This is a genomic window from Pedobacter psychrodurus, from assembly GCF_004331735.1.
Classification (GTDB): Bacteria; Bacteroidota; Bacteroidia; order Sphingobacteriales; family Sphingobacteriaceae; genus Pedobacter; species Pedobacter psychrodurus.
In genome coordinates, this window is the sequence record NZ_SJSO01000023.1 from 29,206 (window position 1) to 43,871 (window position 14,666).

Here is a 14,666-nt window from a genome sequence, read left to right on the forward strand (position 1 = left end):
ATGTTCATCAACATCACCACATCAGAAACGGGAGACAATAAGGGCAGCAGCGGTGCGCTGGTCAATTACCTTGAAAAAGAGAACCAGATGCAGATTGAAAAAGGAAAAGGTCTGGAACAGGAAAATTGGTTTAACGGCACAGGTTACGAAATCCGCAGGCAGGAAGTCAGGATGAAGATAGACGGCAACATTGCCAAACTTGGACGCATTGATAGTAAATTTTTTCTAATCAACATCAGTCCGAGCCAAAAGGAACTGGCGCACCTTTACGAGAAATACGGCAAAGAAGGTACAAAGGAAAAGCTAAAGGAATTTGCTGTGAGGGTAATGGACGAATACGCCAAAAACTTTAAGAGGACAGGCGTTAACAGCCATAAAGATTTGCTCTGGTATGGCAAGCACGAAAACTATCGTTATTACAAACACACAGATAAGGAAGTAAAGGATGGAACAAGGCAAAAGGGCGAGCGCAAAGATGGAAGACAGGATCATATTCAGATCATTGTCAGCCGTAAGGACATTACAAATAGAATTAAGCTTAGCCCGCAGAATACCTCCAAGGGAAATAACAAAGTGCATTCCGCCAAGCTTGGCGAATTTAACCGAACAGCTTTCAAACAGTCTGGTGAAAGTCTTTTTGATGCGTTTTTTGGGTTTGACAGAGGGTTAAAAGATACCCTTGCCTATGCTAATACGATGAAAAATGGAACAGCGGAACAAAAAATGCTGATGAGAATTTTGGATGGCATTCAACACCGAAATATTAATTTATCTCAACCGCTCAAAGAACTCACTATCGGAGTAGCAGACGGCTTATTTGAAAATGTTGGCCAAATGGTAAGTTCTATAGGTGAATTTGGTGCTGATTTACTCAGCATTTTGATGGAACCAGTTTATGATTCACCTCAGACAAATCCGGTAGAGGAGGCAGAAAAACGCAGAAGAAAAAAAGCAAGTAGGGATATTTCACACGGACATAGTTTATAATTTGATATAAAATAAAGGCTTTACGGTTTCCCGTTTTGATACGGCTATAATCATATCTACATTAGTAGATATTTAATAACTAATCATGGTCAAAACTAATAAAACATTTTTCGGCTTAATAAGTCGATTCACATTCGTAATTCTGACATGCACAATTATTTTATCCAGCTGCACCACCAATTACTATTTAGTTAGTTCTGGTGAGGAAACACCTGTTTATTCGCAGCCCAACGAAAATAATTCTACAGCTATTATTCCAGCTAATAGGCCTTTTATTTATTGGGGAAAAGGTAAGCGAGCAAAAACAAAATATGGTCAGATTAATGGATATAGCGCATACTTAACAAGCTGGCGTAAGTTGGCAAAGCTTAACAAAAAGCAACTTACGGCACTAACTTTTAATGATGATGCAGGGTATTCTTACAATCAAGTTTCAAATTCAACATATGGAGGTGGTATCAGTAGCAAAAAATCTTCCACTTCTTCGGGTGGAACGGTTCATATAAAAGGATACACTCGCAAAGACGGTACTTACGTCAGACCTCACACTAGATCAGCACCAAGGAGACATTAAATCATGGGTAAGAGAAAAACTTGGTCGATAAAAGAGGAGCTTCTAACTAAATCTCGAGAAGCAATGCTTAGTGCTGTACAAATTTTTAATAATCCGAATATTCACTTTAAATCAGAAACATATATTGTTCTGTCAACCATTTCCTGGACATATCTTTTGCACGCTTATTTTAGAGATAAGGGTATAGAATATAGGTATCATACGGTTAAGAATGGTAGGAAACGGTACGATAGAACTAAGCGTAAAGCGTATAAATTTTATGAGCTGGAAAGATGTCTAAATTGCGATGAATCACCTGTAGAATCGATAGTGGCGGCAAATCTGCGATTCTTAATTGGTTTAAGACATGAAATTGAACATCAGATGACTAATAAAATAGATGAATACCTAAGTGCAAGATTTCAGGCTTGTTGCCTGAATTATAATGATGCTATTAAATCGTTATTTGATACAAAGTATGGTATTGATAAGCATCTTTCATTTTCGCTACAGTTTTCTTCGATCAAAGATGAGCATGCGGCGCAACTTAGGCAATTTACGGATCTCCCTCAAAATATATCAGCTTATATTAATGCATTTGACGATGGTTTAACTGAACAGGAATTTAATGACAGTCGCTTTGCTTACAGGGTTCTTTATGTACCAAAGATCGTTAATAAGAAAGGTCAAGCTGATAAGGTTATTGAATTTCTGAAAGCTGATTCACCTGCTGCACAGCACATTAATAAAGAATATGTTGTGATAAAAGATCGTGAATTGAAAAAACATCTTCCAACGCAAATATGTAAATCAATGCAAGCGAAAGGCTTTACTAAATTTAAAATGTACCAACATACACAACTCTGGCAATCCCTTAATGCTAAAGGCGTAGGAAAAGGATTTGGAGTTCAAGTTGAAAACATGTGGTACTGGTACGAAAAGTGGGTGGAGGTTGTTGAGATGCATTGCAATGAAAACAAAGAAAGATATATTTAATGCACTTATTTTAAATTGTTATAAAATTTCATCCCCACCGTTAGTTGACCACTGATTTACCTAAATATGTTTACATGAATAATATGAATCTATTTTCCCTTTAGAATTTCTATTTTTTCACGTTCGCTGGCAAGTAGTCGCTCATAAAGCTCGACAACTTTATCAAGTGGATTGTAGTGGCATTGATAATTGTACTGATATGCAGATGCATTATCATGCATATTTTGGATATGGAATATTAGAACCTCTTCACTGAAATTCTTTATTGCATCAGCACTCACACCTAGCACACCTGCAATTTTTTCCAACATTACATCTTCAACTTCCTCACTCTGCTCGATTTTAGAAATCGTCTGCTGGCTTACGCCTAGTTCAATAGCAAGAAAATCTTGTTTTATACCACGTATTTCCCTGATGCGGCTGATCTTTCTGCCGATGTGCACTTTGTTAGATTTTGTAGGCGTTTCCATAAAGCAAATATAATAAATTCCTAATATAGTAATGAACCAATGTATTGTAGTAAGATACCAGCTTTAGTGGTAGGTTACGGCACTGCCGTACAGCATTTTTGATCTAATAAATCAAAAATGTCACGATTATGGAAACACAATTCTCGCAATCTGGTCACATCCAGAAAGAAACCTTTTCGGCCTTTATCAAAGAGCTGGTTCAAAAATTCAAGCCCGAGCAAATCTATAGCTTTGGGAAAAACATCTATTTTAAAGTCAATGACGGGTGTTTTATAGAAGACCACCATACAGAAAACTATCATTATTTTTTGTTGATGGTAACCGAAAGCGTTACCAGAATTGAACACGAGGTGCAGGACTTTGCCAATAATCATTATCCGTTCGGCAAGATCACCATATTGGCTCATGGGAAAGAAACTATTACGGATGCAATAAAGGCCAATAACAGGTTTTTCATCACCATTTATAACGAGAGCGAGATTCTTTATAGTCGGGATGGTATGGTGCAGCGCACTCATATCATAAATTTTATACCCACCCAAGGAGCAGTAAAAGCCCAAAAACATTACAATCACCGCTCTACATTGGCAACAGGTTTTTTAAAAAGTGCAAAAGAATGCTTAACGAACCAACATTACAATCTAAGCGCATTCATGGCGCATCAGGTTGCAGAGCAATGCTGTATTGCTTTGATAAGGGTTCATCTGGCATACCGTTCTGATATACACAACCTGTATAGACAGCTTCGGTTGTGCGATAGCTTTTCTCCGGCACCATCAAGCCTCTTCTTAACGGGCAGGGAAGATGATAAACGGCTCTTTGATATTATGGTAAAAAGTTATTCCGCTGCACGTTACAAAGATGATTTTAAGGTTGAACAAGCCGATGCGGAACAAATATTCACCCGTGTTTCCACCTTTTTAAAGCTCACTAAAATTATGTGCGGTGACAAGATAAATTCCCTTGCAACTGTGGCGGAATCCTACACACAATTAAAAAAAGAAAGAGAGGTGGTTTATGGAGGATAAAACTATTCCATCGATGAACTTTTTTCATTTGCCCTTTCCGCCAAATACAAGGATACTTACAGAAAATACACTGAACCAATATTCCGAGATCAGAAAACCCAAAAGGGGTTATTTTCCCATTAAAATCAGAAAGATATCTTTCAGCAATGAACTGCTTGTAATCGGTGTAATTCTGGATAAAGAGCCTGAAGAACTAGTTTATATTAAGGTCACCACATCCGAACTACTGGTAAGTTGCAGCGTTGATACCCATGAAAACTATTTGAGCCGATATGCTTATTTTTCGCTTAACCAACTGATGTACTATTACACTGAGTATAATTTCGAGGACTATTATTGGCCGGGATTTTTTGATCAGGAAACAGGGGGATCTAAGTATCTGATGATCCATAAGTCAAAGGACAGTTTACATGTATCATCGAAAGTGAGATATAAAGGCTTATATAAACCTGGAAAACAACTCCCTGTAGTATCTGCAAAGAGAGCGGAGCTACGGAAAGCAGTTCATTCAATTCAAGAACAGCCACCTAGAGAAACCCATACGGTGTTGGGTTTCTGTTTGGCAGATAACAACAATGAAAGGTTCCGAACAAATCATTATCCCTTTCTAATTCCTTATATAGGGATTTTGAACAAGGCTAAAACCGAGGTAAGAAGCTTTACAACATACGTGCTTAATGAAATGCAACTTTCTGAAATCGATCTTTCGGACGAACAACAAAACCTCCTTGAGATTTGCTTCGAAATGAAGAAAATAGCCTTGGTTGCCAGCCCGGAATATAAAGAAGACGCTTATAAGCTTTCTGAAAAAAGGAAACAGAACCAAAATAATTTCAATCAGCTTTTTGAGCTCTGGCAAAAGGCGCTTCCTTTACTTTCAGGAAGGTTGTACACACACTACAGTTATACATATGGAATGCGTAATGTAAAGGGCAAGCCAAGAAGATCGTATATGACGCCATGCGGCTTTAATAATGAAACACCAGAAATCTGTTTTCTATGGAAAGACATGGGGGATTATTATAAACTGGAACTTCGATTAATGCTTCAAGGAAGAATACATCCGCTACAATATTACTTCAATACCGCTTTCTTTGCTATGCTGAGCTACAGCCCGAGAAAATATGTGCTATTGAACTCTGTTGAAGATAGCAAACTGGTCAGTTATTTTCAGCAAAGCCAATTTCAGCTCTTAGTACTAAAGAAACACTATGACGGTGATTTTAAAGATTTTGTAGATCAATTAAGAAGGGTATATAGTTTCATCAATAAATAAAATGTTATGGAAGAAATTTTAAAGGCTTTAAATTATCAACCTGTTGATATTTCCGATGAAGATCTTGATAATCCTGTGCCGTCAATTACTTATTTTTTCGTGAACCATCCGATTCACGAATCCCGTACTAAGCTTTGGAAGCTATACGAGGGGTGGATTCATTTCGCTGCTGAATCTCCTGAAGGCGAGGAACTAACAGATATGTTATTTTTTTATAATCAATTGGTGGAACTGCTGAACCTATGTTATGTATTTACCAAAAAAATGGAATTAAATAGCGATATTATCAATCAAAAACCATAAATAGGATTTACCCAAATAATGCCTGCAAACTGGCCGTCCCGCATTTTCGGCCTGCGGAACGGCCTCCGCACTGGGCTGTTGCTGTTCCCGCTTTTGGCATATACGGAGAAGACAGTAACAGAAAACTACCGATCAGCATGAATACTTTGAACATTTAAATCGCCTTTTATTGCTTATTGAGCCTATAATAGAGGATTTGGAGAGAAAAAAAATTCATTTAATCTGGTGTCAAAAATCAAGGTGATTTTAAATTAGATCACCTTCACCGGATTTTAATAGAACAAAAAATCTGGCCGATATGAAAATTATACGTATTGCTACAATATTCTCTAATCAAATTCCATTTCATCGTTTAGTTCTTCTGATGCTTCGATCTCAAAGCTCGAAATTTCTTGGAAGTTGTTTGAGGTGATGAGGTTAACCTCAAACCATACCTGCTTTTCAAGTTGCGCAGCAACATAATGATTATTCCAATCATGATCATAGATACTTAAAGTACCTTCTTCAAGGTGATACGCTTCCGATTTATCAACGAAGACATCCAATTGGCAAGTGAGGGAAACTTTTAGCGAGATCGAAATCTCTTCTTCGGAAAGTATTTCAGCCTCGATGGCTGAATAATCGAAATCCTCGTGCATCATATCGATAGTGGGATCTTCAAAAATATCGCCAAGTCCGACTTCCGAACTATTAAAAGCTTTGAAAGAAAGCTTGTCTAGTATCAGCTTTTCAACTTCTCTCCTGAATGTGGATGATGCATATATCGGATCTTTGAAGAACGCCAGGGTTTCATCGGAAATGATCTTATCTGTATGTGTGGTAAGTTCGGAAGAGGCATCATCCAAGGTTTTTACGATCTTCACGGCAATATCCGGAACGCCGATTTCCTCCAGCTCCGCGGCCAGGTCATCATGCAGGTCGAACTTGTCACTATTACAGAAATCGGTATGGTTACTTGAGACTAGGATCACCTTTGGCTTTACAATTCCCTCATGCTCGGAAAATTTAAGCATGATATCCATTATGTTCGCCCAGATCGTAGCATCTTGGTAGCCGACACCCGCACTGTTGAACGGTTTTATCCGCTTGACAGCTTTTTTCAAGATTTCATGTTGTTGGTCCCTTGAAGGAAGTTTCAATATTTCTGCACCAAGTTCCTTTATCCGTTTCCTAAGCTTGGGCAAATAATCTGCAACTATCTCTTCTGCGGTTTCAACTTCTGTTTCATTCAGAACTAATGTCTCCGTTTCGTCGTCAAGAATCTTAGCTGCGCGTTTAAGATCCTTGAGGGCCTTCGCGGTATTTTCCGAATAGTGCTTGGCCATTTCTTCAATGACCACCCTCGGAAAGCATACCCTGTAACCTTGGTCTTTAGCCTTGCTGGTCAGCTTTACGATCCCCGCATTTTTAAGCTTAAGGTCAGCATTGACCGAGCTGGTATCGATGATGATATACATGTTCTTCCCTATTTGTTAAGCTTTTCACTAAGCTATAAAATAAAGCCAATATGTAGAACCAAGCTTTATAAATTTCGGGTCATAATGATATTTACGTGTTATCACAGGATTAGCGATTTAACAGCGTCTCTTTATCCAGCACTCGTTTTCCTTAATTTGAGAAATGTGTAATTCAATGGTGCGTCTTGATTATCCTCGTATTTGCGGAATTCAGAACTGTTTATGTCTTCAAATGGGGATAGTTTGAAGATGTTGTACAAGTTCATTATTTTTGAAATGCAGGCTGGAAACTTATGCTCATCTTCAAGCGGATGTTTATCTTTGTTCATGCCACTCTCTGAAATTTTCAATACAAGAGAACATGCCTATATCATATTGGGCATCGTTTTTCTAATTTTTATTTGCTTAAACAGTGGCATGCGTAAGGATCTTAAGCCCGTTCTTAGTGCATTAATTATAAGACACTTTTTAATTATTTATGCAATAACAATAATATATACCGGAATATGTGCTGCACTACTCTCTAAAGTGGAGATGTGGGATTTTAGCATGTTAAAAGACACAGCAATCTGGATGATTTTTGCTGCATTGCCCGCGATGTACAAGGCTGGAAGAACACCTGATATAAAACAATATTTTAAGACCATACTAGTCGAGCTAGCCCAGATTACGGTCTTGTTGGAATTCATCATGGGGCTGCATACTTATGATCTATGGAAGGAATTGTTATTAGCTGTACTTGTCTTGTTCCTAAAAGGTCTGATCTCCTATAGCCAAAAGCCGGAAGATGTGCAGGTTCATAAGATCTTCAAAAAAGTCGACACAGCAATCTCTTTAGGAATAATTCTATTGGTTTGCATATATCTATACAAGCATTTCTTGGAGTACTGGACACTCGCTTATTTGGAACAATTCGTCTTACCAGTGGAATTAACTCTGATGCTGACTCCATTTTTATACCTGCTAATAGTTTACATGAGGTTTGAAGAAACCTTCACCACAATCAATAGCCGAATCAAGCCCCACAAACTCTTAATTTTTACAAAGTGGATGCTTATGCTTCATTTCTTTAATAACCTTGCAGGCATAAAAAGGTGGGAGCAGCAGTTTTTTATGCGTCGGCCAGTAACTAAGCAGGATGTTCTAAATTCAATAAAGGATGTTAAAGAACTTCAAGCAGCTGAGGCGAATCCACCAGAAGTGCTCTTAACTAATGGCTGGTCACCGTATCTTTCAAGGGACTTTATGAGGGTGCATTTGCTTAGCGCAGGTCAATACGTAAATCATTACGACGATTCCTGGGGTGCCATATCATCAACCTTACATCTTTCAGATGATTATTTGGCCAATGACCTTATATACGAGGTAACTGGAACAAAGACAGTTGTTACGCAAATTGAACTGATTTTAAAAGTTTTTGACCGCAGTAAAAAAGGAAACGCCCATGAGGTATTTGCTAAATATCTTAAACACCTGTTTGAAGAAGTTTTCCCCGGGAAAACTGTGCCAGTCGAGTTAATCAATAGAATTCTCAAGGGAAAGGCTTATCAAATGTCATACAATACTTATCTACTAGTATGTGATTTAGACCAATATGACAATCACTTAAATTCTTATAACCTTAAGTTTGCGATCCGGCACCCAAACCATGTAGCTTAGTGCTATTTCTCTTTTTTAAATCTTGGACTTTTGATTTTCTGATGCTGTTTGAATCTATTCCGTTGGTATAAAAGGAAGAAGTATTACGAAATGAATTATCGCATTGCCCCTGTATTGACAATTCATGAACAGCTCTCGAACTTTTTCGATAATTTATAAGTTCTTGATAGAAATATGCCTAAAGTATACTTGGTAATGTGCCAATTGATATATTGGATTTACAAGAATTTGGTTCAAATAATACTCGCTAATAATGTTCAAAAAAAATGAGGTTCATCGGTAATACTTTGAACACAGTTAAACCGCATTTAATCGCAAAAAGTGCTTAAAAAAATCGAGATCAAAGTGTTCGATACCGATTAGTACAGTTCGTCGGGTTTGAACCCAATGCGTGTCCTTTTCGGCACTGGCAGTTCCTGTTTCTCCAGCAGTTCGTCTAGGTAGCGGAAAACTATTCCCATGTTTTTGTCTTGGTTATCCAGTTTCCCTTTAATCTTTTCAATTTCCAGCCTGATCTCTGTATTGTCCGACAGCACATGGCGCATTTTAGTGAAAATGCGAATGATCTGGATGTTTACCTCAATAGCCCTTATACTGTTTAATACACTGGAAAGCATTGCCACGCCCTGTTCGGTAAAGGCCATGATGTTATATTTGGAGTGCGCGCCGTGTCTTAAGGTGCCAAATTGGCTCCTTAAGATTTTCTGTTCCTCCGTATTCAACTCAAACATGAAATCTTCGGGAAAACGTTCCGCATTCCTTTTTACCTGCCGCTTTAGCTGTTTGGTTTCCACTCCGTATAACTTCGCCAGATCGGAATCCAGCATCACTTTATGTTCTCTTATCATGTAAATCTGGTTCATAACCAGTTCATCAGAAATTTTGATCTTTGTTTCCATCTTATTTATCAAGTATTTAAAACGGTCGGTAGATGAGCTGCCGACCGGATCGGATTAAATTGAAGCGAATATTTGTCTTAAAGGTGCCATGTCGCTGCTTACCTTTTCATCCAGCATTTTTGCATAAAGTTGGGTGGTGCGTATATTGGTATGCCCCATCATTTTAGATACGCTTTCAATAGGTACACCGTTCAGAAGGGTAACAGTAGTGGCAAAAGTGCGCTTGGCAATCCGGTTGCCCAACGTTTTGACGATGCCCGACAGGGCGGCAATCTCCACCAAATACTCGTTCATTTTTTGATTGCTGGAAATTGGCAGCGCCCTGTTCTGATTGACACAGAAAGGGTGATCTTTATACCTTTCCAGAATATCAGCAGCTATTGGGATAAGCGGAACGGCTACAGGCGTACCAGTTTTTTTGCGATAGCTGAACAGCCACTTTTCCCCGTCGATACCTATACGTATGTCGGTTTGTTTGAGTTTTTGCACATCGGCGTAGGACAGCCCCGTATAACAGCTAAACAGGAAGAAGTCCCGAACTTGCGTAAGTCTTGCTGTACTGTATTTTTTGCCCGCAATGTTTTGCAGTTCATCCGCAGTAAGGTACTCCCTTTGTACAAGTTTTGATTTCAACTTATAACCAAAGAAGGGGTCAGTGATGATCCATTTATTTCTAAGACATATACGGACAATTTTCCCCAGATTCTTAAGGTGCTTACTGGCAGTATTGGTATCATTATCCTTTGAAGTGTGCAGGTAGAAATCAAAACCATCAATAAACTCATGGTCTATATGTCGGATGTTGAGGTCACCTGTTTGATATTTGAATAAAAGATATTCTTTAACGTGCTTTTCAAGTACCTTAAATCGCCTCAAAGTGCCTTCCGCATAATCTTCCTTTTCTACAAGTGCGGCCATGTTTGTATTATGGATTTTAATAGCTTCCATAATGGTGTGTGTTTTTTCTGCCTTGCCCAGATACTTGCATTTAACGCCTTCAGCGGATATCTCTGCGTCTTCTACGCATAAAGCGGTATGGGCAGCAGTAACGCCCGCTTTCATTTTGTCAAGATAGGAATTGAAGGTTTTGGCATCTTCCTTTGTGCCGGTCATATGGCCTGCTTTGGTGTTCCACAATTCCGGTTCACATTTTCTGCTGGCGGACATTTCCACAGGTTTTCCGTCAACGGTAATCCTTAGATAAACAGGAACAGCACCTTTAAGATAGTTTTTTGGTTTCTTCAGGTAGAAGAGCAGACTGAAATTAGTTTTCATAATCGACTGATTTAAAGTTAACAAAGTTAGCCTTGCAGTCTAATCGTATCAAGTCGTTCAATGATTGAACTTTCTGTAAGTCAATAACTTACGTTGTTTTCAGTGAGTATACCACTCTGTAAAACTACTCACCGAATCACTCACTTTTTTTATGCGATTTATTGCATATTTTGGTGTTTCCGGTAAACGAAAAAAGCTTGCAATCCTTTGATTTGCAAGCTTTTACGTAGTTTTGATACTATCTTCTGTGATCCCGCTGGGATTCGAACCCAGGACCACTACATTAAAAGTGTAATGCTCTACCAGCTGAGCTACGGAATCATTTTGTCCCTTTCGAGGCTGCGAAGTTAGAAATTAAATTCATTCCTGCAAAGGACAAAGTCAATCTATTTAATAAAAACTTAACATTTACTAAACAACAAACAGTTAAATATTTATTATTCATATGGTTAAGCATAATTAAAAAAATATCTTTTTTCTTTCTTTTCATCTGCTTTGTTGCAAAAACCGACAAATAAGTTAAGTAGTCTTCTTAATAAGAATCCAATTATTATTTCAGACTGTTATAAATGGCACATGCAAAAAAGGTTTGCATAACAATTTGGGACAAAAACCTACCGAAAAAATTATTTTTATCGTAGATTCTAGCCATATTACCTCCGTGGTTAATCTGTAGCGGAGCTAAACGTTTACCAATCTCTGTAAGGTATTCTTTGTATTCTTTTAAATATTGTGCTTCTTTACTCCTAACCTGTAAACCTTTAATGTTCTGTAACCAAAATGGATAACCGCCAAATTCCCATTCGGCACACACATATGGACTAGGGCGAAGTAATACTCGTAATCCTTCTTCTTTTGCGATACGTACAAATTCGGCAATATCATTATTGCCAGAAAAATCAAACTGATCTTTCTGTGGTTCGTGTACATTCCAAAAAACATAAGTACCAATGGTATTTAAACCCATCGCTTTAGCCATTTTCATTCTATCCCGCCAGGCTTCTCTGGGTATACGGGGGTAATGCATTTCTCCAGAAATGATCTGAAAGGGTTTATTATCAAGCAGAAAAATAGAATCTGCGAGTTTAAAAGTGTGCTGAACCTGTGCAAAGGCACCAAAGCTGGCAGAACAAGTAATTAAAATTACTTTAATCATCACGTGTTTGAGGGTAGGTTTCATTTAAGATGTATTAAGTATTTAAAAAATTTAAAGCATAGTTTTCCCATATCGATTTATAAAGTGCTTTTCAGCTCAAAACAAAATGATTGGGATAAAAAAAATAAGGAGCGCTATAATTCCATACTAAGAAAATTAATTACTTAGTATGGTGGTTACAGATTTAGCAGGAACACGAATATGTTTCGTATCCTTATATTGTTTATAAGGTGATAAATTGTATTCGGCTGAAGTAACATAGGTTTGCACAAAATTTTGCTTATTTTCTTTTACGTCAATATCCAGATCAAGATCGTTTTCTGTTGGATTAACGGCTACCGTTATGAGTTTTTTATTTTGCAAATAAGACGATACATAAACCTGTGGCACTTTTCCTTCAATTGTTTTAACCTGAAGCCTTTTACTACCAGCACCAATAAAACGGCTATAATTGCCTAAAGCCCATAACATTTTACTATCATACACCTGTCCATCTGTTTTATTTTTATCGATATAAACCAGTCCATCTTTATAATCGCCCGCCGATACGGCCAACCACCACTGCCATGAGGTAGCATTCGATAAAACCAGATCGTGATGAATTAGCCTTGCAATAAACAAAGCAGTTACCATACCCAAGTCACGCTTTTCGCCTTTAAGCACATCATCACCAAGCACACAGTATTCAGACATCCAATACCTTAAACCTTTTATTTGGGCTACTGCTTCTGCTGTTTTTTTACGGGTATTTATAAATTTTTGTTCAGGACTTGTTGTAAAATAGCTATGACCAGAAATAGATTGATCTATATTGGACAGGTTGCCTACATAATTCGGAGATGAAGCATTAAAGAATTGATATACCTGATTTCCCTTCGCGGTGTTCCCATTATCGTATAAGTAATCGAGCTGGCCTGCCTCTCCTACCTGTATTTTGGTTTTGATCTGATTTTTAGCGAATGCGTCATTTACACCTTTATAAAGCTGGGCAAGTTCAGCGTTGTTATATGGGCAGCCCTCCTGGTTGTGTTCATTCCATTTCCACTGTGGCTCATTTGCAGGGCTGAGGTAATCCAGTTTTATGCCAGTTGTTTTTTTTATTCCATTAATTGTGGCTACGAGATCGGCAGAAAATTCGGGAAGTTTATCAAAATTCAGGTTGCAGTTACCATCAGTAGAATATGCTTTGCCGTTTTTGGTAAACCGTACATGTGGACTGTTTACAAAGCCGATAAACTGTTTTACGCCACGGGTTTTGGCGGCCTTTAAAAACCAGGTTTGTCCTGGCATTGCATTCCAATCATAACTACCATCCGATTGCAGAAAAGCGTATTGACGACGCCATTCGTCGCCAATATCACTTGCCTTACCTTGCGCGGCACTGCCACCACCAATACTGAAACGCCACATGTTAAGACCAATACCAAGAGGCTGACCCGTATTTGTAGTTTGGGTACTAAAAAGCAAATCGGCCATCTTATCCTTTTTCTCTGCAGGCCATAATCCAGCAAATTGACAAGTCCATGCATCAGAAGCACCAAAGCCTTCTATGGTTTGGAATGTGATGGTTGGATCGATTTCTATTTTTACAACTTCTTGTGCAAGAGCAGTTCCGCCGTAGAAAAACAAGGCCAGACAGATAAAAAAACGGTTAAGGTGTTGATATGACTTTATCATATAAAATTTAATTTCTATTTATTAATAACCAGGGTTTTGCTGCAATTTACCACCTGAAGCTAAAATTTCTGCTCTAGGTATTGGCAACCAATAATGTTTGGTTTCAAACTTACGCCATCTAAAGCAACTTTAGGTGTATAAGTAAATCCAGTACCTGTTTTGGTAATAATCATTCCACCAGCAGGTTTGTTTTCGGTTACATCTGCAATTCTCCATCTTCTTACATCATAAAAACGATGTTCTTCGAAAGCAAGTTCTACCCTACGCTCATAAAGAACCGCATCGCGCATTTGTGCCTGGGTGAGTCCAACTGCCAATGCAGGCATATTCACATCTGGCCTTGCCTTAACCATATTTATGGCTTGTCTTGCCCACATTGTTGATCCGGCAGGAACAGCATCAGGTCCGTAAGCTTCGTTTGCAGCTTCAGCATAATTAAGCAAAATTTCTGCATATCTAAAATATATCCAAGGTTGAAAACCTGCATTACCCCAGGGATTTTGCAATGGATAGGCATTATTCATAAATTTTTTAAGGTAATATCCTGTTTTGGTTGTATTCCAGTTGTCATTTCCATCTTTACTATCTTTCCCGCCAGGAATAAAGGTTTCTACATTACGCTCACGGTTACAGCCCCATTATATAAAATGGTTGCGGCAAAACGCGGATCAAGGTCTTTGTAAGTTTATTGCTATTGTAGACAGAAGTAGGGTCGGTAATCGGTTTTCCATTGGCCATTTCGTAATCATCTACGAGGTTCTGCATAGGCAGATTTCCGCCCCAACCGCCGTAACCATTCGGTCCGTTAGCTATTTCTAAATGAGTGTGGTTTGCATTTTTTGTAAACACCCTCGCAAAAATAATTTCATTACTTTGATCGGTTAAGAATTTTGCAACTTGAATCTAAAAAAAAGAGGCCGATTAAAACCG

The 14,666-nt window shown here is 38.3% G+C and carries 16 protein-coding genes and 1 tRNA gene; 7 read left to right on the forward strand and 10 right to left on the reverse strand.

Annotated elements, in window-relative coordinates; all coding sequences use genetic code 11:
• The 3 genes from EZ456_RS20915 (at position 1) to EZ456_RS20925 (ending at position 2,536) form a co-directional block, all read left to right on the forward strand.
• Positions 1 to 987, forward strand: a complete 987-nt coding sequence (locus EZ456_RS20915; protein WP_131533522.1) for a DUF5712 family protein — start codon at positions 1 to 3, stop codon at positions 985 to 987.
• Between the two features lie 85 nt (positions 988 to 1,072).
• The gene (locus tag EZ456_RS20920; RefSeq protein WP_131533524.1) at positions 1,073 to 1,561 is read left to right on the forward strand and encodes a hypothetical protein; all 489 of its coding nucleotides are present in this window, start codon (positions 1,073 to 1,075) and stop codon (positions 1,559 to 1,561) included.
• A 3-nt stretch (positions 1,562 to 1,564) separates the two neighbouring features.
• Positions 1,565 to 2,536: a DUF3644 domain-containing protein gene (locus EZ456_RS20925; RefSeq protein ID WP_131533526.1), complete on the forward strand. Its 972-nt coding sequence runs from the start codon at positions 1,565 to 1,567 to the stop codon at positions 2,534 to 2,536.
• Positions 2,537 to 2,625: 89 nt separating this feature from the next.
• Here EZ456_RS20925 and EZ456_RS20930 read toward each other — a convergent pair whose 3' ends face one another.
• Positions 2,626 to 3,006, reverse strand: a complete 381-nt coding sequence (locus EZ456_RS20930; RefSeq protein WP_131533528.1) for a helix-turn-helix domain-containing protein — start codon at positions 3,004 to 3,006, stop codon at positions 2,626 to 2,628.
• Positions 3,007 to 3,134: 128 nt separating this feature from the next.
• Here EZ456_RS20930 and EZ456_RS20935 point away from each other — a divergent pair, with 128 nt between their 5' ends.
• From EZ456_RS20935 to EZ456_RS20945, 3 genes are read left to right on the forward strand one after another with little or no spacing between them, the layout of a single operon-like run.
• Positions 3,135 to 4,034, forward strand: coding sequence for a HEPN domain-containing protein (locus tag EZ456_RS20935; RefSeq protein ID WP_131533530.1), 900 nt, complete (start codon positions 3,135 to 3,137; stop codon positions 4,032 to 4,034).
• Between the two features lie 13 nt (positions 4,035 to 4,047).
• Positions 4,048 to 5,310, forward strand: a complete 1,263-nt coding sequence (locus EZ456_RS20940) for a hypothetical protein (protein WP_131533532.1) — start codon at positions 4,048 to 4,050, stop codon at positions 5,308 to 5,310.
• 6 nt (positions 5,311 to 5,316) lie between these two features.
• Positions 5,317 to 5,613 carry a hypothetical protein gene (locus tag EZ456_RS20945; protein WP_131533534.1) on the forward strand — a complete coding sequence of 99 codons (297 nt, stop codon included), beginning with the start codon at positions 5,317 to 5,319 and terminating at the stop codon, positions 5,611 to 5,613.
• A gap of 329 nt (positions 5,614 to 5,942) precedes the next feature.
• Here EZ456_RS20945 and EZ456_RS20950 read toward each other — a convergent pair whose 3' ends face one another.
• Positions 5,943 to 7,070 (reverse strand): PIN domain-containing protein, encoded by a 1,128-nt coding sequence (locus tag EZ456_RS20950; RefSeq protein WP_131533537.1) that lies wholly within the window; start codon positions 7,068 to 7,070, stop codon positions 5,943 to 5,945.
• A gap of 417 nt (positions 7,071 to 7,487) precedes the next feature.
• Between EZ456_RS20950 and EZ456_RS20955 the strand changes: the two genes are divergently transcribed.
• Positions 7,488 to 8,729, forward strand: coding sequence for a hypothetical protein (locus tag EZ456_RS20955; protein ID WP_131533539.1), 1,242 nt, complete (start codon positions 7,488 to 7,490; stop codon positions 8,727 to 8,729).
• A gap of 359 nt (positions 8,730 to 9,088) precedes the next feature.
• Here the strand turns inward: EZ456_RS20955 and EZ456_RS20960 are convergent, their stop codons facing one another.
• The 8 genes from EZ456_RS20960 to EZ456_RS25600 form a co-directional block, all read right to left on the reverse strand.
• The gene (locus tag EZ456_RS20960) at positions 9,089 to 9,628 is read right to left on the reverse strand and encodes an ORF6N domain-containing protein (protein ID WP_131533541.1); all 540 of its coding nucleotides are present in this window, start codon (positions 9,626 to 9,628) and stop codon (positions 9,089 to 9,091) included.
• Positions 9,629 to 9,682: 54 nt separating this feature from the next.
• Complete coding sequence (locus EZ456_RS20965) at positions 9,683 to 10,903, reverse strand: site-specific integrase (RefSeq protein WP_131533543.1); 1,221 nt, start codon at positions 10,901 to 10,903, stop codon at positions 9,683 to 9,685.
• Between the two features lie 248 nt (positions 10,904 to 11,151).
• Positions 11,152 to 11,224, reverse strand: a tRNA-Lys gene (locus EZ456_RS20970).
• A gap of 229 nt (positions 11,225 to 11,453) precedes the next feature.
• Positions 11,454 to 12,083 carry a beta-galactosidase gene (locus tag EZ456_RS20975; RefSeq protein WP_225876585.1) on the reverse strand — a complete coding sequence of 210 codons (630 nt, stop codon included), beginning with the start codon at positions 12,081 to 12,083 and terminating at the stop codon, positions 11,454 to 11,456.
• A 132-nt stretch (positions 12,084 to 12,215) separates the two neighbouring features.
• A complete protein-coding gene (locus EZ456_RS20980; RefSeq protein ID WP_131533545.1) occupies positions 12,216 to 13,736 on the reverse strand; it encodes a glycoside hydrolase in 1,521 nt (506 codons plus the stop codon).
• A gap of 21 nt (positions 13,737 to 13,757) precedes the next feature.
• Positions 13,758 to 13,823 (reverse strand): RagB/SusD family nutrient uptake outer membrane protein, encoded by a 66-nt coding sequence (locus EZ456_RS25690; protein WP_262712016.1) that lies wholly within the window; start codon positions 13,821 to 13,823, stop codon positions 13,758 to 13,760.
• Positions 13,796 to 14,338: a RagB/SusD family nutrient uptake outer membrane protein gene (locus EZ456_RS20985; protein WP_262712017.1), complete on the reverse strand. Its 543-nt coding sequence runs from the start codon at positions 14,336 to 14,338 to the stop codon at positions 13,796 to 13,798. Before EZ456_RS20985 ends, EZ456_RS25690 begins: the two co-directional genes overlap by 28 nt.
• A 25-nt stretch (positions 14,339 to 14,363) precedes the next feature.
• The gene (locus tag EZ456_RS25600; protein ID WP_225876586.1) at positions 14,364 to 14,585 is read right to left on the reverse strand and encodes a hypothetical protein; all 222 of its coding nucleotides are present in this window, start codon (positions 14,583 to 14,585) and stop codon (positions 14,364 to 14,366) included.
• Between the last annotated feature and the right edge of the window lie 81 nt (positions 14,586 to 14,666).